The organism is Brevibacterium sp. Lmc1 (genome assembly GCF_057654315.1).
Window position 1 is genome coordinate 1425391 of sequence record NZ_CM172803.1, and the last position, 23022, is coordinate 1448412.

At 61.3% G+C, this 23022-nt stretch carries 17 protein-coding genes and 3 rRNA genes; 10 read left to right on the top strand and 10 right to left on the bottom strand.

Annotation, left to right across the window (positions count from 1 at the left end):
* Nucleotides 1-85: 85 nt before the first annotated feature.
* Both AC239G_RS06260 and AC239G_RS06265 read right to left on the bottom strand, forming a co-directional pair.
* Nucleotides 86-322 carry a CstA-like transporter-associated (seleno)protein gene (locus tag AC239G_RS06260; protein ID WP_181271771.1) on the bottom strand — a complete coding sequence of 79 codons (237 nt, stop codon included), beginning with the start codon at nucleotides 320-322 and terminating at the stop codon, nucleotides 86-88.
* Nucleotides 319-2541 carry a carbon starvation CstA family protein gene (locus AC239G_RS06265; protein ID WP_446655852.1) on the bottom strand — a complete coding sequence of 741 codons (2223 nt, stop codon included), beginning with the start codon at nucleotides 2539-2541 and terminating at the stop codon, nucleotides 319-321. Before AC239G_RS06265 ends, AC239G_RS06260 begins: the two co-directional genes overlap by 4 nt.
* A 243-nt stretch (nucleotides 2542-2784) precedes the next feature.
* Between AC239G_RS06265 and trpS the strand changes: the two genes are divergently transcribed.
* Entirely contained in the window at nucleotides 2785-3783 is a 999-nt protein-coding gene (trpS, locus tag AC239G_RS06270; RefSeq protein WP_139468534.1) for a tryptophan--tRNA ligase, read from the top strand.
* 2 nt (nucleotides 3784-3785) lie between these two features.
* Nucleotides 3786-4835, top strand: a complete 1050-nt coding sequence (locus AC239G_RS06275) for an App1 family protein phosphatidate phosphatase (protein WP_139468533.1) — start codon at nucleotides 3786-3788, stop codon at nucleotides 4833-4835.
* 109 nt (nucleotides 4836-4944) lie between these two features.
* On the opposite strand, the gene AC239G_RS06280 is transcribed toward AC239G_RS06275, so the two are convergent.
* From AC239G_RS06280 to AC239G_RS06300, 5 genes are all read right to left on the bottom strand, one after another.
* Nucleotides 4945-5916, bottom strand: a complete 972-nt coding sequence (locus tag AC239G_RS06280) for an NAD(P)H-dependent flavin oxidoreductase (protein ID WP_229664274.1) — start codon at nucleotides 5914-5916, stop codon at nucleotides 4945-4947.
* Between the two features lie 169 nt (nucleotides 5917-6085).
* On the bottom strand, nucleotides 6086-6862 hold the full coding sequence (locus tag AC239G_RS06285) for an enoyl-CoA hydratase (protein WP_139468531.1): 777 nt from the start codon (nucleotides 6860-6862) through the stop codon (nucleotides 6086-6088).
* Nucleotides 6859-7914 (bottom strand): enoyl-CoA hydratase/isomerase family protein, encoded by a 1056-nt coding sequence (locus AC239G_RS06290; protein WP_139468530.1) that lies wholly within the window; start codon nucleotides 7912-7914, stop codon nucleotides 6859-6861. The genes AC239G_RS06285 and AC239G_RS06290 overlap by 4 nt, the downstream gene beginning before the upstream one ends.
* Nucleotide 7915: 1 nt before the next feature.
* Nucleotides 7916-9082: an acyl-CoA dehydrogenase family protein gene (locus AC239G_RS06295; protein WP_139468529.1), complete on the bottom strand. Its 1167-nt coding sequence runs from the start codon at nucleotides 9080-9082 to the stop codon at nucleotides 7916-7918.
* Between the two features lie 134 nt (nucleotides 9083-9216).
* Nucleotides 9217-9732, bottom strand: coding sequence for a MarR family winged helix-turn-helix transcriptional regulator (locus AC239G_RS06300; protein WP_139468528.1), 516 nt, complete (start codon nucleotides 9730-9732; stop codon nucleotides 9217-9219).
* 52 nt (nucleotides 9733-9784) lie between these two features.
* On the opposite strand from AC239G_RS06300, the gene AC239G_RS06305 reads away from it, so the two are divergent.
* The 5 genes from AC239G_RS06305 to rrf all read left to right on the top strand — a co-directional run bounded on the left by AC239G_RS06305 (nucleotide 9785) and on the right by rrf (nucleotide 16399).
* The gene (locus AC239G_RS06305) at nucleotides 9785-10459 is read left to right on the top strand and encodes an SOS response-associated peptidase (protein ID WP_229664275.1); all 675 of its coding nucleotides are present in this window, start codon (nucleotides 9785-9787) and stop codon (nucleotides 10457-10459) included.
* A gap of 92 nt (nucleotides 10460-10551) precedes the next feature.
* A complete protein-coding gene (locus AC239G_RS06310) occupies nucleotides 10552-10983 on the top strand; it encodes a hypothetical protein (protein ID WP_487489990.1) in 432 nt (143 codons plus the stop codon).
* A gap of 43 nt (nucleotides 10984-11026) precedes the next feature.
* Nucleotides 11027-12554, top strand: a 16S ribosomal RNA gene (locus tag AC239G_RS06315).
* Between the two features lie 420 nt (nucleotides 12555-12974).
* A 23S ribosomal RNA gene (locus tag AC239G_RS06320) occupies nucleotides 12975-16091 on the top strand.
* 189 nt (nucleotides 16092-16280) lie between these two features.
* Nucleotides 16281-16399 (top strand): 5S ribosomal RNA (gene rrf / locus AC239G_RS06325).
* Together the 16S, 23S and 5S rRNA genes form the textbook arrangement of a ribosomal RNA operon.
* A 162-nt stretch (nucleotides 16400-16561) precedes the next feature.
* Here the strand turns inward: rrf and AC239G_RS06330 are convergent.
* Nucleotides 16562-17212 (bottom strand): GNAT family N-acetyltransferase, encoded by a 651-nt coding sequence (locus AC239G_RS06330; protein ID WP_139469696.1) that lies wholly within the window; start codon nucleotides 17210-17212, stop codon nucleotides 16562-16564.
* Nucleotides 17213-17353: 141 nt separating this feature from the next.
* Here AC239G_RS06330 and gdhA point away from each other — a divergent pair, with 141 nt between their 5' ends.
* The gene (gdhA, locus tag AC239G_RS06335) at nucleotides 17354-18700 is read left to right on the top strand and encodes an NADP-specific glutamate dehydrogenase (protein ID WP_139469695.1); all 1347 of its coding nucleotides are present in this window, start codon (nucleotides 17354-17356) and stop codon (nucleotides 18698-18700) included.
* A gap of 279 nt (nucleotides 18701-18979) precedes the next feature.
* Here the strand turns inward: gdhA and AC239G_RS06340 are convergent, their stop codons facing one another.
* A complete protein-coding gene (locus tag AC239G_RS06340; RefSeq protein ID WP_139469694.1) occupies nucleotides 18980-19495 on the bottom strand; it encodes a flavin reductase family protein in 516 nt (171 codons plus the stop codon).
* A 31-nt stretch (nucleotides 19496-19526) separates the two neighbouring features.
* Between AC239G_RS06340 and AC239G_RS06345 the strand changes: the two genes are divergently transcribed.
* Both AC239G_RS06345 and AC239G_RS06350 read left to right on the top strand, forming a co-directional pair.
* Complete coding sequence (locus tag AC239G_RS06345; protein ID WP_035320920.1) at nucleotides 19527-19781, top strand: DUF3039 domain-containing protein; 255 nt, start codon at nucleotides 19527-19529, stop codon at nucleotides 19779-19781.
* Entirely contained in the window at nucleotides 19782-21575 is a 1794-nt protein-coding gene (locus tag AC239G_RS06350) for a DEAD/DEAH box helicase (protein WP_139469693.1), read from the top strand.
* Between the two features lie 112 nt (nucleotides 21576-21687).
* Here AC239G_RS06350 and AC239G_RS06355 read toward each other — a convergent pair whose 3' ends face one another.
* Nucleotides 21688-23007, bottom strand: a complete 1320-nt coding sequence (locus AC239G_RS06355; RefSeq protein ID WP_139907319.1) for a nicotinate phosphoribosyltransferase — start codon at nucleotides 23005-23007, stop codon at nucleotides 21688-21690.
* Between the last annotated feature and the right edge of the window lie 15 nt (nucleotides 23008-23022).

Below are 23022 nucleotides of genomic sequence, written 5' to 3' on the forward strand. Positions count from 1 at the left end.
AGCCCGGGGCTCAGGACGAAATGTCCTGAGCCCCGGGCTCTTTGCTGTCCTCTCTGCGTTCAGAGACGCAGGCAGCTTCAGAGTCTCAACAGCAGCGGGCCTTGGGATTGCGGTCCTGCTCATCGGTGAGATCTCGCCAGAAGGCCTTCTCCTCCATCGCCCCCTCCCGGGTGCCGTGGCGGCGCTCGTAGGATTCGAGGTAGTGGATATAGGCGTTCTCGCCCATGATCTCCTTGAGGTACCAGTGGAGCCAGGCCCCGCCTCGGCGCAGGGATCCCCACGGATCGCTGGCGATGCGGGCGAGCGGATGTGCGGTGCTCATTCCTTCTGCCTTCCTGCTGCGTGTTCGTCCCACTGCGCCTGCAGCTCGCGCTCGGGCTTGCGAGCGATGAGACCGGCCGGAGCGAACATCTTCGTCTCGACGAAGGGCTCCTCCGTCGTCGGCAGGGACCCCTTCCTGATGGCCTCGATGGACTTCCAGACTGCCATGACGACGACCATCGCGACAAGAAGTGCGAAGACGATCGACAGGGTGCCCTGGACGAACGTGTTGCGCACGACTGCGCTCATCGCCGCGACGCCCTCGGTATTGCCCATCGAGGTCTCTCCGGCGGCCAGCGCGTCCTTGTATGCGAAGTGCTGAGCCCAGTAGCCGAGCTTCGGGTCGGAGGAGAAGATCTTCTGCCACGAGGCGACCATCGTGACCACCAGATCCCAGACCAGCGGGATGCCGGGGATCCAGGCCCACTTGGCCAGACCCATCTTGCACACGATGGCGAAGACGACGGCCAGGGCAATCGCGGCCAGCAGCTGGTTCGAGATGCCGAAGAGCGGGAACAGCGTATTGATTCCGCCGAGGGGGTCGGTGACTCCCATAAGCAGGATCGATCCCCAGGCGGCTACCATGATGGCCGTCGTCAGCCACGCACCTGGAGTCCACGAGGGGTCCCGGAACTTCTTCGAGAAGTTGCCGAGCGCATCCGAGAGCATGAAACGGGCCACGCGGGTACCCGCATCGATCGTGGTGAGGATGAACAGGGCCTCGAACATCACGGCGAAGTGGTACCAGAAAGACATCCAGGCCGGCCCGCCGAAGACGTTGTGGAGGATGTGCGCCATTCCCATCGCCAGCGTCGGGGCGCCGCCGGTGCGAGAGACGATGCTCTCCTCACCGACGTCTTTGGCCGCCTGATCGAGGATCTCCGGACTCGTCTCCACCCCGGACATGCCCAAGGAGTTGTTGATGAAGTCCGCTGCGCCCTGCACTGTTCCGCCGGTGAGCGGTTCGGCGGCATTCATCGCGAAGTAGAGGCCCTTGTCGAGGCAGATCGCGGCGACCAGCGCCATGATGGCGACGAAGGACTCCATGAGCATGCCGCCGTAGCCGATGAGGCGAGCCTGCGTCTCCTTCTCGATGAGCTTCGGAGTCGTGCCTGAGGAGATGAGAGCGTGGAAGCCCGACAAAGCTCCACAGGCGATGGTGATGAACAGGAACGGGAACAGGGCACCGGCGAACGCCGGACCGGCCGAGTTGAACGCGAATTCGGTCAGCGCAGGCATCTGCACGGTCGGGTTGACGATGAGGATGCCCACAGCCAGCAGCACGATGGTGCCGATCTTCATGAATGTCGACAGGTAGTCGCGCGGTGCCAGCAGCACCCACACCGGAAGCACGGCGGCGAGGAATCCGTAGATCATCAGGCACCAGGCCAGAGTCACCTTGTCGAGGTGGAAGATCTCGGACCAGAACGGCGAGCTGTGGACCCAACCGCCGGCGATGATCGCGATGACGAGCAGCACGATGCCGATGACCGAGGTCTCGACGACCTTGCCGGGGCGCAGGTAGCGCATGTAGATGCCCATGAACACAGCGATCGGGATGGTCATCGCAATGGAGAAGACGCCCCAGGGACTTTCGGCCAGCGCGTTGATGATGACGACGCCGAGGACCGCGATGAGGATGACCATGATGAGGATGATGCCGATGGAGGCGATGATTCCGCCCGTTCGACCGAGCTCATCGCGAGTCATCTGTCCCAGCGATCGGCCGTTGCGGCGCATGGAGAAGAACAGCACCATATAGTCCTGGACACCGCCGGCGAGCACGACGCCGAAGACGATCCACAGGGTTCCGGGCAGGTAGCCCATCTGGGCTGCGAGGATCGGTCCCACGAGGGGGCCGGCACCGGAGATTGCGGCGAAGTGGTGGCCGAACAGGACCCGGCGGTCGGTCGGCGCGAAATCGCGGCCGTTGTCGTTGAGTTCTGCCGGGGTGGCTCGCTTCGGGTTCGGGCGGCAGATCTTCCATTCGATGAGCTTCGCGTAGAAGCGGAAGCCGATGAGGTAGCTGCCGACGGCTGCGGCGACGAACCAGCTGGCCGACAGCTCTTCACCGCGCACGAACGCGATCATCGACCAGCCCGCGCCGGCGATGAGGGCGATGGCCACCCACAGCACGATCTTCGCCGGTGTCCAGCGTGGCTTCTCGACCACGGCGACCGGCGGAAGGTCGCCCTCGGTCTTGATGTATTCGACCGACATAGTCCTCCTCCTTGAGAGACGACGCATCAGGTCCGTAGGAGATGACGCGTCGGGATTGTTGAGTTCTCAGCATGATCAGACCTTCGCTGGCCGCTGCTCGACAGATGTTCGAGAACTGGGAGACACCTTGGCGAATCATGTGATCTGGTACGAACTATACCGCTGGTCCGCGGCCGAGCGTGATCTCCGACACCAGACCGGACGCCTGAACAGACCCGACAGGGGAGATGGCATCATAGGACTATGACGAACTCTTCACAGCCACGCACTGTCTCAGGTATCCAAGCCACCTCCGATTCCCTTCATCTCGGCAACTACATCGGAGCCCTGCAGCAGTTCGTGACTCACCAGGAGTCGCACGATGCCTTCTACTTCATCGCGAACATGCACGCGATCACCGTCGAGCAGGACCCGGCCGAACTGCGGGAACGCACCCTGCGCACGGCCGCGCAGTTCATCGCCGCCGGTCTCGATCCGGAGAAGTCGACGATCTTCGTCCAGTCCCAGGTGCCCGCCCATCCGCAGCTGTCCTGGGTCCTCGAATGCACCACCTCGATGGGTGAGGCCAGCCGGATGACCCAGTTCAAGGACAAGTCCGCGAAGCAGGAGCATGTGTCCCTGGGGCTGCTCACCTACCCGGCGCTGATGGCCGCCGACATCCTCCTGTACAACCCGCAGCTCGTTCCCGTCGGTGAGGACCAGCGCCAGCACCTCGAGCTGACCCGCAACCTCGCCGAACGCTTCAACTATCGGTTCGGCAAGACCTTCACCGTCCCCGAGGCGCAGATCCTCAAGGCGACCGCGAAGATCTATGACCTGCAGAATCCGGGCGCGAAGATGTCGAAGTCCCAGCCCAGCCCGCAGGGACGCATCGACATCCTCGACGATGCGAAGGCCCTGACGAAGAAGATCAAGTCCGCCGTGACCGACGACGGAACCGAGATCGCCTTCGACCCGGAGAACAAGCCGGGAGTGTCGAATCTGCTGACGATCTATTCCTCCCTGACCTCACGTTCGGTCGACGAAATCGTCGCCGAGTACGAAGGGAAGATGTACGGTCACCTCAAGGTCGACCTCGCCGAGGTGGCTGTGGAGACCCTGACACCGGTGCGGGAGCGGACGCTGGAGCTCCTCGAGGACCGGACCCAGCTGCAGGCGATCCTCGATCGCGGGGCGGAGAAGGCCAGCGCCATCGCCGAGGCGACCCTGCGCGAGGTCTATGACAAGATCGGCTTCATCTGATCGTGGCGAAGAAGAAACCCGAAGAGGGGCCGCTCAACCTCACACCGGATATGCTCCACACTGCTGCGCGGGTGGAGGACCGGTTCAACGGCTGGATCCAGAATCGGGCCACAGACCACGCCTATCATCGCACCGTCATCGCCTACGACACCTACGGCGGGACCGGTTGGGTGCGGGTGCTCGGACGCCTGGTGCTCACCCCGAACGGTCAGCCGGCCGCCGATGTCCACGCGAGCATCCGCGGGTGGAAGTCCTTCGTCAGTGTGCCTCTGCCCAATGACACCGCATGGGTGCGCGTGAACGACGAAGAGCATATGGTCACCTCCGATCGCGGAGGAATCATCGACACCGTGATCCCCGGAGACTTCGAGCCGGGGGAGACGGAGATCGAACTGTGGACCGACGGCTCGCTCGTCGACTCTGCCGCTGTGCGCATCATCGGCGAGGACTCGACCTTCGGCATCATCTCCGATATCGACGATACGGTCATGGTCACTTCGCTGCCGCGTCCCTTCCTCGCCGCGTGGAACACCTTCGTCCTCAGCGAGCATGCGAGGTCCCCGGTGGCGGGAATGGCCGTGCTCTATGACCGGATCACCTTCATGCGCCCGGACACTCCGATGGTCTATCTGTCGACGGGGGCGTGGAACTCTGCCTTGACGCTCAAGCGCTTCCTGTCCCGCAACCTCTATCCGATGGGCCCGCTGCTGCTCACCGACTGGGGTCCGACGACGACTCGGGTGTTCCGGTCAGGCAAGGAGCACAAACGCAATTCGCTGGAACGTCTGGCCAGGGAGTTCCCGTGGATGAAGTGGCTGCTCATCGGTGACGACGGGCAGAACGACGAGGAGATCTACGGGGAGTTCGTCGAGAATCATCCGAAGAATGTCGCCGCCGTGGCAATCCGACAGCTCACCGTCGGTGAGGCCGTGTGGGCCGGTGGACGGTCGAAGCGCCACGGTCGCGGCCAAGGCGTGCCGTGGATCTACGCCCCTGACGGTGCCGGTCTGGCCTCTCGTCTGACGGAACGAGGAATCATCTCGACGATCTGAACGGAACCTCACCGCTACCTGACGGCGGCCCAGCAACCTCGCGCGAGGTTGCTGGGCCGCCGTCAGGTACCAATTGGTGCTGAGGTGGTCTTTGAGGCGCTCGGTCGGATCAGCCCAGCTGCGCCTGCAGCTGCTGCTTCGCCTCGTCGAACTGAGCAGCGAATGTCTCGACGAGCTCTGCGGTCGTCCGCTGCTGGCCGAGCGCACCGATGCCCTGTCCCGAGCCCCAGATGTCCTTCCAGGCCTTCGAGTCCGAACCCGAAGACGAGCTGAAGTCCATCTTCGTGGGATCGGCGTCGGGCAGATTGTCCGGGTCGAGGCCCGAGGCGACGATGGATCCGCGCAGGTAGTTGCCCTTCACACCGGTGAAGTAGTTCGAGTACACGACGTCGTCGGCGCCGGATTCGACGATCATCGTCCGGTAGTCGTCGACAACATTCGCCTCGGGCGTGGACAGAAAGGCCGAGCCGATGTAGGCGAAGTCGGCACCGGCGGCCAGAGCCGCAAGGATCGAACGGCCGTGGGCGATGGCGCCCGACAGCAGCAGGGGGCCATCGAACCAGGAGCGGATCTCCTGAACCAGGGCGAATGGCGACTGCGCCCCGGCGTGCCCGCCGGCACCGGCGGCCACGGCGATGACGCCGTCGGCGCCCTTCTCGACGGCCTTGTTGGCGAAGCGGTTGTTGATGACGTCGTGGAGGACGACACCGCCGTAGGAGTGGACGGCTTCGTTGACCTCCTCACGGGCACCGAGCGAGGTGATGACGATCGGCACTTGGTGGCGGACCACCTCGGCGAGGTCCTCCTCGAGGCGATTGTTCGACCGGTGGACGATGAGGTTGACTGCGAACGGAGCGGCGGGCTGCTGCGGATTCGCCGCAGTGTGGGCGGCGTTCGACTCGGAGATCTCATCGAGCCAGTCGGTCAGCTGCGAGGCGGGACGGGCGTTCAGCGATGGGAAGGATCCGACGATTCCGGCCTGGCACTGGGCCTTGACCAATTCGGGGCCCGAGGCGATGAACATAGGGGAGCCGACGACGGGCAGACGGAGTTGGGAGCGCAGATCGGTGAAGCTTGTCACGGTGCCTCCTTGCGAAGATGAATGCATACACTCACTCTAACTGAACGATTGTTAAATGCGATACGGAACACAGTCTCTTTCGTCTCCTGGCCCGCATTTCGGCTGATCAGACGACGAAGGCGCAGACTCTCTGAGGAGTCTGCGCCTTCGGCAGTGATAAGAAGCTGGATCAGGAATCCGTGAAGTTCGGGTCCCGCTTCTCGACGAAGGCGGCCATGCCCTCGGACTGATCATTCGTGGCCAGGGACGAATGGAAGAGTCGGCGCTCGTAGCGCAGTCCCTGCTCCAGGGTCGTCTCGAATGCGGTGTTCACCGCTTCCTTGACCATCGCCGAGGCGATGCGGGACTTCGACGCGATCGTCTGCGCGATCTCGTTCGCCGTGTCCAGGAGCGCTTCGGGTTCGACGATGCGAGCGACGAGTCCGGAACGTTCGGCCTCCTCGGCGCCCATCATCCTGCCGGTGAGGCACATGTCCATGGCCTTGGCCTTGCCGATGGCGCGGGTCAGTCGCTGCGATCCGCCCATGCCCGGGAGCACGCCGAGGTTGATCTCGGGCTGTCCGAACTTCGCCTTCGTCGACGCGATGAGGATATCGCCCATCATCGCCAGTTCGCAGCCGCCGCCCAGGGCGTAGCCCCCGACGGCGGTGATGACGGGCTTGCGCACATCGGTCAGCCGGGTCCAACCGGCGAACCAGTCAGCTTTGTATGCGGTCGAGAAGTCGAGGCTCGACATCTCCTTGATATCTGCGCCGGCGGCGAAGGCCTTCTCGCTGCCGGTGATGATGATCGCTTTGATCGAATCGTCTGCGTCGTAGGCCGTAGCGGCATCTGTGATGTCGGTGAGCACCTGCAGATTGAGCGCGTTGAGCGCTTTCGGTCGGTTGATCGTGATGGTGGCGACGCCGTCGGCGACGTCGGTCAGGATGGTTTCGAATTCGCTCATGAGAACACCTTGTCTTCGTGGTCGGTGGTGAGGATGGACTGGACCTGTTCGTCGGAGACCTCGGCCAGCGAGGCGGGACTCCACTGCGGGTTGCGGTCCTTATCGATGACCTGCGCGCGGATACCCTCCTTGAGGTCCGGCAGGCCGGTGAGCGTGACGGCGACCCGGTAGTCCTGTTCGAGGACGTCGGCCAGGTTCATCGATGCGGCGTTCCTGACCGCAGCCAGGGTCACCTTCACCGAGGTGGGGGCCTTCGTGCCGATGAGCTCAGCGGTGGCCTGGGCATCGGGGTTCTCGTGCGCGGCGAGAGCCGCGACGATGGCTTCGGCGTCGTCGCCGGCGTAGCAGGCGTTGATCCAGTCGGCCGCCTCGGCGAGTTCGTTGTCCGGAACATCGGACGAATATCGGCCGATGACCGCGTCGAGGTCCTCGCCATCGGTCAGCTCGGCGATGAGATCGGGGATCTGCGCGTCAGGGACGAAGTAGTCGGCGAGGCCCAGTGCGATCGCAGCGCCGGCCCCGACGGGCTGCCCGGTCAGCGCAAGGTGGGTGCCGAGCTCTCCGGGGGCGTTGGCCAGCAGGTGGGTGCCGCCGACGTCTGGGAAGAGCCCGATTCCGGTCTCCGGCATTCCGACCTTCGTCGAATCGGTGACGATGCGGTGCGATCCGTGTCCGGAGATGCCGACTCCGCCGCCCATCGTGATGCCGTTCATGATGACGACGTAGGGCTTGGGGAACTCAGAGATTGCGAAGTTCATCTTGTATTCGCGGTTCCAGAATCTCGCGTTCTCATCGCTGCCGGCCACGATGTCGTTGTACACGGCCTTGATGTCGCCGCCCGCACACAGACCGCGTTCCCCGCGACCGGTGACGAGGACGAGGTTGACCGCTTCGTCGTCGCGCCATGCGTTGAGGGCGTCATCGATGGCACCCACCATGTCCTGGCTGAGCGCATTGATCAGCTTCGGTCGGTTGAGTTCGATTCGGCCGACCCCGTTTTTTACCGAGGTGATGACGGAGGCGTCCGCCTGCTCTGCCGAAGGTTCTGTCATATCAGCCCACTCCTGTGCTCTTGCGCGAGATGATCACGCGCATGATTTCGTTGGTGCCTTCCAGAATCTGGTGGACTCGCAGGTCACGCACCAGCTTCTCAATTCCATACTCTGTCAGATAGCCGTAGCCGCCGTGCAACTGGAGTGCCCTGTTCGCGACATCGAAACCGGTGTCGGTGGCCTTGAGCTTGGCCATGGCCGAGAGCAGAGAGGTGTTCGGATCGCCTGCGTCATAGGCTCCTGCGGCCCGCCACAGCAGGGAGCGAGCACCCTCGAGGTCGGCCTGCATCTGCGCGACCTCGAAGCGCAGAGCCTGGAATCCGGAGAGCTCGGTGCCGAAGGCCTGGCGCTCACCCATATAGGCGATGGCCTTCTCGAGCGCGGCCTGACCGCCGCCGAGCGAGCAGGCGCCGATGTTGAGACGTCCGCCGTCGAGTCCGGACATCGCGATCTTGAAGCCTTGGCCGGGCGCGCCGAGCATGTTCTCCTTCGGAACCCGCACGTTCTCCATGATCACCTGCCGGGTCGGCTGTGCGCGCCAGCCCATCTTCTGCTCATTGGGGCCGAAGCTCAGACCCTCCATACCCTTCTCGAGGATGAAGGCGGAGATTCCACGCGCTCCGTCCTGGCCTGTGCGGGCCATGACGAGGTAGGTATCCGAGGTGCCGGCGCCGGAGATGAACTGCTTGACTCCGTTGAGCACATAGTGGTCGCCGTCCTCACGGGCGGAGGTGCGCAGGGCGGCCGCATCGGAGCCGGCATTGGGCTCGGTCAGGCAGTAGCTGCCGAGGTGCTCCATGGAGACGAGCTTCTCGAGGTACGTCGTCTTCTGCTCGTCGTTGCCGAACTTGTCGATCATCCACGCGACCATGTTGTGGATGGAGATATAGGCGGCGACGGAGGGGCATCCGGTCGACATCGCTTCGAAGATCAGCGCTGCGTCCATCCGGCCCATTCCGGTTCCGCCGGACTCCTCGCTGACGTAGATGCCTCCCATTCCGAGTTCGGCAGACTTCCTGATGACGTCGACGGGGAAGAAGTGTTCGGCATCCCATTGGAGGGCGTGTGGGGCGACTTCGGTATCGGCGAACTCACGCACCATCCCGGCGACGGTCTGCTGTTCGTCGGTGAGACCGAAAGGTAGGGCAGCGGCTGTACTGCGGGACATGATTCCTCCAAGAATCGGACGCTTATTCGGTGATCGACACCACGATACGTCCATATTACTTGGACATCCAACTAATTTCTCGCCGAGGCGGCCCCGGTGACCGATGGTCCGTTCGGCGGCCGGCTTCGGTCGGCTCAGGCGCCGGCTTCGAGTCCCGAGCGCAGTGTTTCGAGGTGGGGGAGCAGAGAGTCGAGGTCGATACCGGAGAAATCGGGGGAGGAGAAGACCTCGGCGTTGAGCGCCTTCGTTGCCTGAGCGGCGAGCTCGCGACCGGCATCAGTGAGGTCGACGAGCGTCGTCCGGCGATCATCGGGGTGGCTGCGTCTGGCGACGAGGCCGGCCTTCTCGAGGCGGTCGACAGAGTTCGTCGTCGAGGTCGCATGCACCTGCAGTCGAGCGGAGATCTTCGACATCGGCAGGGTCCCGGCTCGTGTGAAGGATAGGAGAGTGAGCACCTCATAGCGCGAGAACGTCAGCGCGAAGGGCTTGAGGGCGGCATCGACTCGGGCCAGGAACAGCTGGTGGATCCTCATCACTGAGATCACTGTCGTCATTCCATCGGCTGCATCGTCCCATCCGTGGGCCAGCCATTGTCGACGGGACTCTTCGATCGGGTCGAACCCCGTACTTGTATTCTCTTCTGCCGCCATTGTCGACAGTGTAGTGAAGTGAGAAGATGGGCGCATGTGCGGTCGACTCAATATGTCTCTCGATCCGGCGGATCTCGCTGATGAGCTGCGGTTGGATGTCGTCTCCTATGACTACGCGCCGCGCTTCAATGTGCCCCCGGGATCATTCGTGCCGATCGTCGTCGAACGACTCGACGAGGATGGTCAGCTTCATCGCCGTCTCGAAACCGCGTCTTGGGGACTGGTGCCGGCATGGGCGAAAGATCCCAAAATCGGCTTCAAGGCATTCAATGCCCGTTCCGAGACAGTGCTCGAGAAGCCGATGTTCCGGCAGGCCATCCGACGTCGTCGCTGTGCGCTGCCGATTCCGGGCTATTACGAATGGGAGAACACAGAAGACGGCAAGCAGCCATGGATGATGACCGCTGCCGGCGAGGACCCCCTCTTCATGGCGGGACTCTTCGAGTTCTGGAAACAGCCGGATGAGACCTGGTTGGTCTCCACAACGATCCTGACGATGGAGTCCGCGGGGCATCTCAGCGATGTCCACCATCGGATGCCCGTGTTCCTCGGGCGCGACCAGATCAGTGACTGGATCGACCCTGGAGTCCTGACGAATGATGTGCCGGACCTGTTGGCGGCGACACTTGATCAGGTTGATCCCGCCAGCGTCACTCGGCACAAGGTCGGCAAAGCGGTCGGAAACGTCCGCAACGATTCTCCCGAACTCGCCGAACCCGTGGCGTAGGTCTCTCTTAACGCTGTGCGGCGGAGACGTTCGCCCGAGAACTGGGGGTTCTTCGGCACGGGGGAGTGGGCGCGTGCGGAGCGGTTTTGCAGGTGGGCGAAGATGTGTGTATTGTTGTCCAGGTTGCCAGGCCGCAAGGAACGGCAACAGTCGCTCTGATCGGGAACGATACGGGCAAACCGAAGATGAACTTCGAGTTGCGCGGATCAGAACAACCATGTAGAGTAGACATCCGCTGGCACAGCGAGTCGCAAGACGAAAAGTGCAAACAGAAACTGATACCCCCAGTGAACACGCTCGGTTTTCGGGTGGTGGTGATGGGTGTGTGTTTGTGGTTTGAGAATCCAATAGCGTGTTTGTTTGAACAAGTTGTGATGCCAGAACATTTTTATTTTCTGGTAAGACAATCACCTGGCCAAACATTGGTTCACCTGTGGTGGGTGGTTCTTCGCCGAACCTCTCGCATCACATGGGTGGATGGTGTGTTTGGTCAGTATTTTTTGGTCAACCTTCTCACCCCGTGAGGGGTTGGCTGTCTTGCTGGGATTCATTCGTAACATAAAGTTTTTTATGGAGAGTTTGATCCTGGCTCAGGACGAACGCTGGCTGCGTGCTTAACACATGCAAGTCGAACGCTGAAGCCGACAGCTTGCTGTTGGTGGATGAGTGGCGAACGGGTGAGTAACACGTGAGTAACCTGCCCCTGATTTCGGGATAAGCCTGGGAAACCGGGTCTAATACCGGATACGACCATCCCTCGCATGAGGGTTGGTGGAAAGTTTTTCGATCGGGGATGGGCTCGCGGCCTATCAGCTTGTTGGTGGGGTAATGGCCTACCAAGGCGACGACGGGTAGCCGGCCTGAGAGGGCGACCGGCCACACTGGGACTGAGACACGGCCCAGACTCCTACGGGAGGCAGCAGTGGGGAATATTGCACAATGGGGGAAACCCTGATGCAGCGACGCAGCGTGCGGGATGACGGCCTTCGGGTTGTAAACCGCTTTCAGCAGGGAAGAAGCGAAAGTGACGGTACCTGCAGAAGAAGTACCGGCTAACTACGTGCCAGCAGCCGCGGTAATACGTAGGGTACGAGCGTTGTCCGGAATTATTGGGCGTAAAGAGCTCGTAGGTGGTTGGTCACGTCTGCTGTGGAAACGCAACGCTTAACGTTGCGCGTGCAGTGGGTACGGGCTGACTAGAGTGCAGTAGGGGAGTCTGGAATTCCTGGTGTAGCGGTGAAATGCGCAGATATCAGGAGGAACACCGGTGGCGAAGGCGGGACTCTGGGCTGTAACTGACACTGAGGAGCGAAAGCATGGGGAGCGAACAGGATTAGATACCCTGGTAGTCCATGCCGTAAACGTTGGGCACTAGGTGTGGGGGACATTCCACGTTCTCCGCGCCGTAGCTAACGCATTAAGTGCCCCGCCTGGGGAGTACGGTCGCAAGGCTAAAACTCAAAGGAATTGACGGGGGCCCGCACAAGCGGCGGAGCATGCGGATTAATTCGATGCAACGCGAAGAACCTTACCAAGGCTTGACATACACTGGACCGTTCTGGAAACAGTTCTTCTCTTTGGAGCTGGTGTACAGGTGGTGCATGGTTGTCGTCAGCTCGTGTCGTGAGATGTTGGGTTAAGTCCCGCAACGAGCGCAACCCTCGTTCTATGTTGCCAGCACGTGATGGTGGGAACTCATAGGAGACTGCCGGGGTCAACTCGGAGGAAGGTGGGGATGACGTCAAATCATCATGCCCTTTATGTCTTGGGCTTCACGCATGCTACAATGGCTGGTACAGAGAGAGGCGAACCCGTGAGGGTAAGCGAATCCCTTAAAGCCAGTCTCAGTTCGGATCGTAGTCTGCAATTCGACTACGTGAAGTCGGAGTCGCTAGTAATCGCAGATCAGCAACGCTGCGGTGAATACGTTCCCGGGCCTTGTACACACCGCCCGTCAAGTCACGAAAGTCGGTAACACCCGAAGCCGGTGTCCCAACCCACTTGTGGGAGGGGGCCGTCTAAGGTGGGACTGGTGATTGGGACTAAGTCGTAACAAGGTAGCCGTACCGGAAGGTGCGGCTGGATCACCTCCTTTCTAAGGAGCACACATTAAGATCCTCATGGCATGACCCGTCTGTGGTCATCATGAGAGCTCAAGGGTGGAACATCACTTCTTCCGCTCGCCCACACAGCCCGGCTGGGGTCAATGCCCCGGGTGCGGTGAGTGATCGGGTGGGCTAGAACGAACACGTTATTGGGTCCTGGAATCACAAACCCCACACGATTGTGTGGGTGTGGTTTCAACCAACAGGACCAACCCGACCACCAAGCAGCAGAGACTTCTGGTGTGTGGTGGTGGGTGTTTGGTAGTGGTTTGAGAATCGTATAGTGGACGCGAGCATCAAACACCATATTTGTGTGGTGTTTATGTAATGTGATTTTTCTTGTCATCATCTAGTTAAGGTGAATGAAACAATATTTTTCGCGCACACGAAGCCGGTCCCTTTGAGGGGTTGGGTGAGTGTGTAAGAGCGCATGGTGGATGCCTTGGCATCAGGAGCCGATGAAGGACGTGGAAATCTGCGATAAGCCTCGGGGAGCCGATAAACAGGCGTTGATCCGAGGGTCTCCGAATGGGGAAACCCCGCCACTCGTGAGGGTGGTGACCCGTGTCTGAATATATAGGGCATGTGGAGGGAACGCGGGGAAGTGAAACATCTCAGTACCCGCAGGAAGAGAAAATAACAATGATTCCGGGAGTAGTGGCGAGCGAAACTGGATGAGCCTAAACCTGTGCAGTGTCAAGCGTGCTGGTGTTGCTGCAGGGGTGTTGTGGGGTGTACGTGGTCCGGTCCAGCATGACCGGTCTGTGAGTGTTGTTGGTGTAGTCGAACCTGGTGGGAAACAGGACCGGAGTGGGTGAGAGTCCCGTAGACGAAACGCTGACTGTTCGCAGTGTGTGCATGCCCGAGTAGCACGGAACTCGTGGAATTTCGTGTGAATCTGCCAGGACCACCTGGTAAGGCTAAATACTTCCTGATGACCGATAGCGGATAAGTACCGTGAGGGAATGGTGAAAAGTACCCCGGGAGGGGAGTGAAAGAGTACCTGAAACCATGTGCTTACAATCCGTCAGAGCAGTATCTAGATGACTGTGATGGCGTGCCTTTTGAAGAATGAGCCTGCGAGTTAGCGGTGCGTGGCGAGGTTAACCCGTGTGGGGTAGCCGTAGCGAAAGCGAGTCCGAATAGGGCGATCCTAGTCGCGTGTCCTAGACCCGAAGCGGAGTGATCTAGCCATGGGCAGGGTGAAGCGTGTGTAAGAGCGCGTGGAGGCCCGCACCCACTTCAGTTGAAAATGGAGGGGATGACCTGTGGTTAGGGGTGAAAGGCCAATCAAACTCTGTGATAGCTGGTTCTCCCCGAAATGCATTTAGGTGCAGCGTTGCGTGGTTCTTGCTGGAGGTAGAGCTACTGGATGGCTGATGGGCCCTACCGGGTTACTGACGTCAACTAAACTCCGAATGCCAGTCAAGGTTCAGCGTGGCAGTGAGACAGTGGGGGATAAGCTTCATTGTCGAGAGGGAAACAGCCCAGACCATCAACTAAGGCCCCTAAGCGTGTGCTCAGTGGGAAAGGATGTTCAGTTGCGAAGACAACCAGGAGGTTGGCTTAGAAGCAGCCACCCTTGAAAGAGTGCGTAATAGCTCACTGGTCAAGTGATTGAGCGCCGATAATGTAGCGGGGCTAAGTACACCGCCGAAGTTGTGGCAGCACCACAATCGCCGTAATGGTGTGGTGTTGGGTAGGGGAGCGTCGAGTTGCCGGAGAAGCTGCCGTGTGAACGAGTGGTGGAGGCGATTCGAGTGAGAATGCAGGCATGAGTAGCGAAAGACGGGTGAGAAACCCGTCCACCGGATGACCAAGGGTTCCAGGGCTAGGCTAATCCGCCCTGGGTAAGTCGGGACCTAAGGCGAGGCCGACAGGCGTAGTCGATGGACAACCAGTTGATATTCTGGTACCGACACACAACCGACAGTACCAAAACACACGATACTAACCCCGTGATGATCCCGTCAGGCCTTCGGGCCTGTGGTTGGGTTTGAGTGGGGGACCTGAGTGTGGAGTCGGTAAGCGTGAGGTGTGACGCAGAAAGGTAGCCAGGCCGTGCGATGGTAGTCACGGTCTAAGGTTGTAGCACGTGGGGGTAGGTAAATCCGTCCCCACATTTGAGTGTGAGAGCTGATGGGCGCCCCACATTGGTGGGGTGATCTGGTGATCCTCTGCTGCCGAGAAAAGCATCGACGTGAGGGTGTGTGTTGCCCGTACCCTATAACCGACACAGGTGGTCGAGTAGAGAATACTAAGGTGATCGAGAGAATCGTGGTTAAGGAACTCGGCAAAATGCCCCCGTAACTTCGGGAGAAGGGGGACCATCCCGGTGAACCCAACTTGCTTGGGGATGTGCTGGTGGTGGTCGCAGAGGCCAGAGAGAAGCGACTGTTTATTAAAAACACAGGTCCGTGCGAAGATGTAAGTCGATGTATACGGACTGACGCCTGCCCGGTGCTGGAAGGTTAAGAGGACCTGTTAACCCGTAAGGGTGAAGCGGAGAATTTAAGCCCCAGTAAACGGCGGTGGTAACTATAACCATCCTAAGGTAGCGAAATTCCTTGTCGGGTAAGTTCCGACCTGCACGAATGGCGTAACGACTTCTCTGCTGTCTCAACCACGAACTCGGCGAAATTGCATTACGAGTAAAGATGCTCGTTACGCGCAGCAGGACGGAAAGACCCCGAGACCTTCACTATAGTTTGGTATTGGGATTCGGTGTGGTTTGTGTAGGATAGGTGGAAGACTGGGAAGCCCTGACGCTAGTTGGGGTGGAGTCGATCGGTGAAATACCACTCTGACCATAGTGGATTCCTTAACTTCGGACCCTGATCGGGTTCAGGGACAGTGCCTGATGGGTAGTTTAACTGGGGCGGTTGCCTCCTAAAGAGTAACGGAGGCGCCCAAAGGTTCCCTCAGCCTGGTTGGCAATCAGGTGTCGAGTGTAAGTGCACAAGGGAGCTTGACTGTGAGACGGACGTGTCGAGCAGGAGCGAAAGCTGGGACTAGTGACCCGGCCATGGCTTGTGGAAGCGTGGTCGCTCAACGGATAAAAGGTACCTCGGGGATAACAGGCTGATCTTGCCCAAGAGTCCATATCGACGGCATGGTTTGGCACCTCGATGTCGGCTCGTCGCATCCTGGGGCTGGAGTCGGTCCCAAGGGTTGGGCTGTTCGCCCATTAAAGCGGTACGCGAGCTGGGTTTAGAACGTCGTGAGACAGTTCGGTCCCTATCCGCTGCGTGCGTAGGAAATTTGTGGAGGTCTGTCCTTAGTACGAGAGGACCGGGACGGACGAACCTCTGGTGTGCCAGTTGTTCCGCCAGGAGCATGGCTGGTTGGCTACGTTCGGGATGGATAACCGCTGAAAGCATCTAAGCGGGAAGCCGGCTCCGAGATGAGATTTCCAACTGACTTTTGTCAGGGGAGGTGTCCTATAGATGATGGGGTTGATAGGCCGGGTATGGAAGCACTGTAAGGTGTGGAGTTGACTGGTACTAATACACCGATCACTCACTGAACCATCCTTTTGGGGGTTGGTGTGTGTGAAGGATTGTTTCTATGAGTAGTCTTTTCTGGTTGTGATGAGAGAATGCGCCCTTGTGAAGGGTGCGCATGACATAGTTTTTGGTGTTCGCGTTCGCTGTGCGGTTCTTGGACCACTACCGCTGACAACCCTGTGTGGGGTTGTGGTGGTGGTTTGTTGGTTTTGCGGTGGTGATAGTGGTGGGGAAACGCCCGGTTAACCGTTCCGATCCCGGTAGCTAAGCCCATTCGCGCTGATGGTACTGCAACTTGGTGGTTGTGGGAGAGTAAGTGACTGCCGCAATATTTTTTAGTGGTGATGGCCTCGTCCAACTGTGTTGGGCGGGGCCATTACTGTATTCACGAACCGGTGCATTCGTGTGTGTTCACGTGTGGGTGGGATGCCCGGTGCTTATTACTACCTGACGGGGGCTGGGCTACCTGGCGCGAGGTTGCTGCGCCCCCGTCAGGTAGCAATAGTGAGGAAGGTTCGGAAGGCTTCGGCGCCGGTGACTTGTAGGTCACTGTCTGTGTGGACGTAGTCCTCGGCGCGGAGCACCATGCGGTGTTCGGTCAGGACCGTGCCGTTCTGACCGACAGCGCTTCGATCACCATTGGGGGAGTAGCCGAGCTTCTCCGATACCCGCCGGCTGGCGTCATTGCCGTCGAAGTATGCTGTGTCGAATCGTGCGGCACCGAAGTATCTGGTGAAGGCTTCGATGATCATCCTTCGCATTCTGGTGCCGTATCCGCAGCCCTGTTCAGGCAGCGCCAACCATGATCCTGTCGAGACTGTCCTCGTGAGTGGAAACCGACGTCCGGTCACACCCTGAACTCCGATGGCGCGGCCATTGACCCTGACCGTGAACTCGATCGTCCACTCATCTACGGTGAAGTTCGCTCTAGTGGACCAGTGGTATTGAGCGAGGCTTCGTGCTACCTGCTCATCGGTGCCCGAGTCCCAATTGACGAGGAAGGCTTCGATTCCATCACGTCTCACTCCGCCTCGCGCGATCTGTGCGAGTTCCGGAATATCGGCCTCTCTTACGGGTGAGAGTTCCATATCATCTGATCGCAGATGAAGTGCGAACGGCGGCCAGATCTCCGAGATGTCCATGTGCCTTGTGCCCATTCTTTCGTGTTCAGTGGCCCTGGAACTGCGCGGAAGACTTATATCCCACTTGAAGTGACCGGACAGCGCTGTCCATTATCTGGTCGCTCGGATTGTTGTTATACGGGTCACGGTATGTTTGTGCGCATGAGTCTACATCCATCACTGCAGCCAATCTTCGACACAGTGCTCCAACGTAACCCTGGAGAGTCGGAGTTTCACCAAGCGGTACAGGAAGTTCTCTATTCCCTGGGCCCCGTCGTGGACAAGCACCCCGAATACCTGGAACTCTCCGCGCTCGAGCGGCTCTGCGAGCCCGAACGCCAGATCATCTTCCGGGTTCCCTGGATCGATGACTCCGGAGTCGTGCAGATCAACCGCGCCTTCCGCGTGCAGTTCAATTCGGCTCTCGGCCCCTACAAGGGCGGTCTGCGGTTCCACCCCTCGGTGAACCTCGGCATCGTCAAGTTCCTCGGTTTCGAGCAGATCTTCAAGAACGCCATCACCGGCCTGCCCATCGGCGGCGGCAAAGGCGGATCTGACTTCGACCCGAAGGGCCGCAGCGACCGCGAAGTCATGCGGTTCTGCCAGTCGTTCATGACCGAGCTGTACCGTCACATCGGTGAGTATCGCGATGTGCCCGCGGGTGACATCGGCGTCGGTGGTCGGGAGATCGGCTACCTCTTCGGCCAGTACAAGCGCATGACGAACTCCTATGAAGCAGGTGTGCTCACCGGCAAGGGACTGTCCTACGGCGGTTCCATGGTCCGTACCGAAGCCACCGGCTTCGGCGTCGTGTACTTCCTCAAGGACATGCTCGCCGCCGCGAAGAAGAACATCGACGGTCGCACTGTCTCGATCTCCGGTTCGGGAAATGTCGCAGTATTCGCCGCAGAGAAGGTCACGGCCTTCGGCGGCACCGTCATCACGATGTCCGACTCGGCCGGCTTCATCCATGACCCGGACGGAATCGACACCGAACTCGTCAAGCGCATCAAGTTCGAAGAGCGGGGACGCATCTCCGAATACGTGGAGCAGCGCGGGGGACGCGCGACCTACCACGAGGGTGGAAACGTCTGGGACGTCGAGGTCGACGTCGCACTGCCATGTGCGACTCAGAACGAGCTCGACGGGGACTCGGCTGCGACTCTGGTCAAGAACGGAGTTATCGCCCTCGCCGAAGGCGCGAACATGCCCTGCACGCCGGAAGCCGTGAAGGTCTTCTCCGAGGCTGGCGTCCTCTTCGCCCCCGGCAAGGCCGCAAACGCCGGCGGTGTCGCGACCAGTGCGCTCGAAATGCAGCAGAACGCCAGCCGCGACTCGTGGGACTTCGACTTCACCGAGGCGCGCCTGGCCGAGATCATGGGCGATGTCCACGACAGCTGCGCGGCTGCGGCCGACGAGTTCGGCCAGCCCGGAGACTACGTCGCCGGCGCCAACATCGCAGGTTTCATCCGCGTTTCCGAGGCAATGCTCGCCCAGGGAGTCGTCTGATCGTCTGGTCCATCGGCGGCCGGGCGACCAAAGCGCCTGTGCACAGCCGACAGGACGACCGCGATCAGCGCTGACAGTCGAGGCTGACAACCCAAACCACAAGACAGGCTCTGCTCAGAACCGGTGAACTTCTCCACGAAGCCGTCGGTCCTGAGCAGAGCCTCTGTCGTACGCTGTGAGCCCGCGATCGACCCCGATAGCTGTGTCCTGCCTGTCGGTCCGTGTCGACCGTGCTGGGTGGGTTCGTGATCAGGGACCGGTCAGAGCCAGACGAGAAGGTCAGCGCTTTCCGATGGTTCCGTAGCCTTTTCGCCAACGCAGCAGGGGACGACTCGTTCCCGCATCGGCGCCCGCGCCCATGGACACCACCTCCCCGACGACGAGATTGTGGGTCGCAACCTCGAGCACCTCGGTGAGCTTGAGCTCGAACCAGGCGATTGCCTCGGTGAGCACCGGCTGTCCGGCATGAGGGGCGGGAAAAGTGTCGATGCCTTTGAGCGATCCGTACAGTGGTTGGCCCGAAGCGCCGAGGCGTTCGGAGATGTCGCGCTGGTCGGAGCTGAGCAGCGAGATCGCAAAGTGGGAACTCGTCTCCAGAGTCTCCATCATCCGAGAGCCGGAATAGACGCTGACGGCCATCGTCGGGGGATCGTACGACACGTCGAGAAACGAATCGACGGTGATCGCATGCAGGGCACTGCCACGGGTAGCGGAGACCACGGCGACCGCCGCAGCGATGTCGTCGCTGAGCTCGCGGTAGCGTTCTGTGAGGGAATCGTCGTAGGCCTGGTCCATGACTCTCATTCTAGGGAACTACAATGGAGCCATGACCATTCCAGCTTCAGGCGGTTCAGCAACGATCGAGCGCGAGCAGTCCGAGCAGCTAGTCGAGCCCGGCGATCACGAGCGCTTCAGCCACTACGCGCCCAAGGACAAGATCATGGAGTCCATGGTGACCGGGACTCCGCTGATCGCCTTGTGCGGAAAGGTGTGGGTCCCCACGCGCGACCCCGAGCGGTTCCCGATCTGCCCCAAGTGCAAAGAGATCTACGAGACGATGTCCGAAGGACCGCAGGAGTAGATGTCCGCGGATCGTCTCCCAACAGCACCAGGGACCTCCGCGGCAGAACAGCTTCCACCGGCATTCCCCGAGCGCGCAGCATGGGGAACGGCGGGAAAGTTGCGTGCCTGGCAGGCTGAGGCTCTCGAACTCTACTTCCAGAAGCAGCCCAAGGACTTCCTCGCGGTCGCGACCCCAGGAGCAGGTAAGACCACCTTCGCTCTGCGGCTGGCGGCCGAACTGCTGGCCCAGCGAGTCGTCAACCGTGTCACAGTCGTCGCTCCCACCGAACACCTCAAGGTGCAGTGGGCCGACTCGGCAGCACGCGTGGGCATCAAGCTCGACCCGCACTTCAAGAACTCCCAGGGCAAACACGCACCCGGCTACCACGGAGTGGCTCTGACCTACGCGCAGGTCGCTGCCAAACCCGTTCTCCACCACAACCGGACGGCCGCCGGCCGCACTCTGGTCATCCTCGACGAGGTCCACCACGGAGGTGACGCCCTGTCGTGGGGCGATGCCGTGCGAGAGGCCTTCGGCCCCGCGGTCCGTCGGCTGTCCCTGACCGGAACACCGTTCCGTTCCGACACCTCACCGATCCCATTCGTCACCTACGCACCCGACGAGAACGGCATCCGCACCTCGGTGGCGGACTATTCCTACGGCTACGGTCGAGCGCTCAAGGACTCCGTCGTCCGCCCGGTCCTCTTCCTCGCCTACGCCGGCGCCATGACCTGGCGGACCAAGGCCGGCGACGAGATGTCGCACGTCCTGGGCGAGGAGACGACGAAGGACATCAACTCGCAGGCCTGGCGCACGGCCCTCGACCCGAAGGGCGACTGGATCCCGGCGGTCCTCAAAGCCGCAGACATGCGATTGACCGAGGTCCGACGCACCGTCCACGACGCCGGCGGCCTCGTCATCGCCACCGACCAAGAGGCGGCCCGAGCCTACGCCAAACGACTGCACGAGATCACCGGTGAGAAGCCGACCGTTGTGCTCTCCGACGAGGCGGGAGCCTCGGAGCGGATCGAACAGTTCCAGAACTCGACCGACCGGTGGATGGTCGCCGTGCGGATGGTCTCCGAAGGCGTCGACGTTCCCCGATTGTGTGTCGGCGTCTACGCGACCTCCTCGTCGACGCCGCTGTTCTTCGCGCAGGCCATCGGGCGCTTCGTGCGTGCCCGCAAACGCGGCGAGACCGCCTCGGTGTTCCTGCCCTCGGTGCCCGTGCTGCTGGCCCTGGCGAACTCGATGGAAGCCGAACGCGATCATGCCCTCGATCGCCCGAAGAACGAGGACGAGAACGATGTCGTCGTCTTCGACGATCAGGCCATGGAGCAGGCGAACCGCAACGAGGGCGCCTCGTCGGACCAGCTCGGCTCCTTCGAAGCGCTCGGCGCCGAAGCCCTGTTCGACCGTGTCCTCTACGACGGCGGTGAATTCGGCACCGGCGGAGCCATCGGCTCCGAGGATGAACTCGACTTCATCGGCATCCCCGGCCTGCTCGAACCCGATCAGGTGCGTGAGCTGCTGAGCACTCAGCAGGCCCGGCAGGCGAAGCGCAAGACCGCGGCGGCTCCTCCGGCCCCTGAGACGGAGACGAGCGAGCTCGAGCACCGAGCGATGAAGGAAGAGCGCAACCAGCTCCAGAGCCTCGTGGGCGCTTGGTCCAGACGTACCGGAACGCCGCACCAGAACGTTCACGTCGAACTGCGCAAGGCATGTGGGGGACCGGCCGTCGCTCAAGCCACGCGGGAGCAGATCCAGGCTCGGATCAAGAAGCTGCAGGGCTGGTTCGTCGGCAAGAAGTGAGCACCGGATGTCGGCAGGGGAGACCCTGTCGGCATGAGGCTGACGAAGCCGCCGAGGCAGACGCACTGTCTGCCTCGGCGGCTTCGTCGATTCGCGGTGGGCCGGGTGTGGATTAGGCGGAGTAGAACACGGTGGGAATGGCGGGCTCGCCGTCCTGCAGGCGCCTGGCCGAACGCGGCAGCTCCGCCAAAGACTCGTCATGTCGGGCGCAGGCCTTCTTCACTCCTGCCGCGCCGATGAACGACTCATCGACCTCACCGTCGACGACGAGATCGACGCTGAGCCGACGGCCTTCGCCGAGATCATCGGGCAGGCTCGGAATGCCGACGGCTTCCTCCACGGCGATCGGACCGTCGATGAGGCGCAGCGCTTCCTTGTGTCCGCCGCGTGAGGGCTTGCCGGAGGAGTTCTTGGCCACCGAGGTCCACTCGCCGGCCTCATCGGCACGAGCCACGAGCTTGTACACCAGGCCGGCGGCCGGGGCACCTGAACCGGTGACCACCCGCGTGCCGACACCGTAGGAGTCGACGGGCGAGGCGGCCAATGCGGCGATCGCATACTCGTCGAGATCGCTCGTGACGGTGATCGTCGTGTCGCGGGCGCCGAGGCGGTCAAGGCTCTCGCGCACCTCACTGGCCTGTTCGATGAGATCGCCGGAATCGATGCGCACTCCGCCGAGGTTCGGCCCGGCCAGCTCGATCGCCGTGGTCAGCGCCTCCTCGACGTCATAGGTGTCCAGGAGCAGAGTCGTATCGGTGCCGAGCGACTTCAGCTGAGCGGCGAAGGCCTCCCGCTCGGAATCGTGGAGCAGGGTGAACGAGTGGGCCGAGGTGCCGATCGTGCGCAGACCGTACTGCAGGCCGGCGGCCAGGTTCGACGTCGAGGCGAAGCCGCCGATGACCGCTGCCCGAGCCGCAGCCACGGCCGCATGCTCGTTCGTGCGTCGCCCGCCCATCTCCGCGCAGGGGCGATCGCCGGCCGCCTGAGCCATTCGGGACGCTGCCGAGGCGACCGCACAGTCATAGTTCATCGCCGACAGGATGAGCGTCTCCAAGATGACGCCCTCGGCGAACGTCGATTCGATCGTCAGCAGCGGTGAGCCGGGGAAGTAGATCTCCCCTTCTGCATAGCCGCGGATATTGCCGGAGAACCGATAGTCGGCCAACCAGTCGATGGTGCGCTTGTCGACGATGTTCTCCCTGCTGAGGAACGAGAGCTCGGCATCGTCGAAGCGGAAGTCGCGGATCATCTCGAGGATCCGACCGGTGCCGGCGACGACACCGTAGCGGCGACCTGCGGGAAGGCTGCGGCCGAATACCTCGAAGAGGCTCTTCCGGTGAGCGGCACCGGATTCCAGGGCCGCCTGCACCATCGTCAATTCGTACTGATCCGTGAAGAAAGCCGTCGAATCGGTCCGTGTGAGATCACTCATAGGCGCGATCTTACG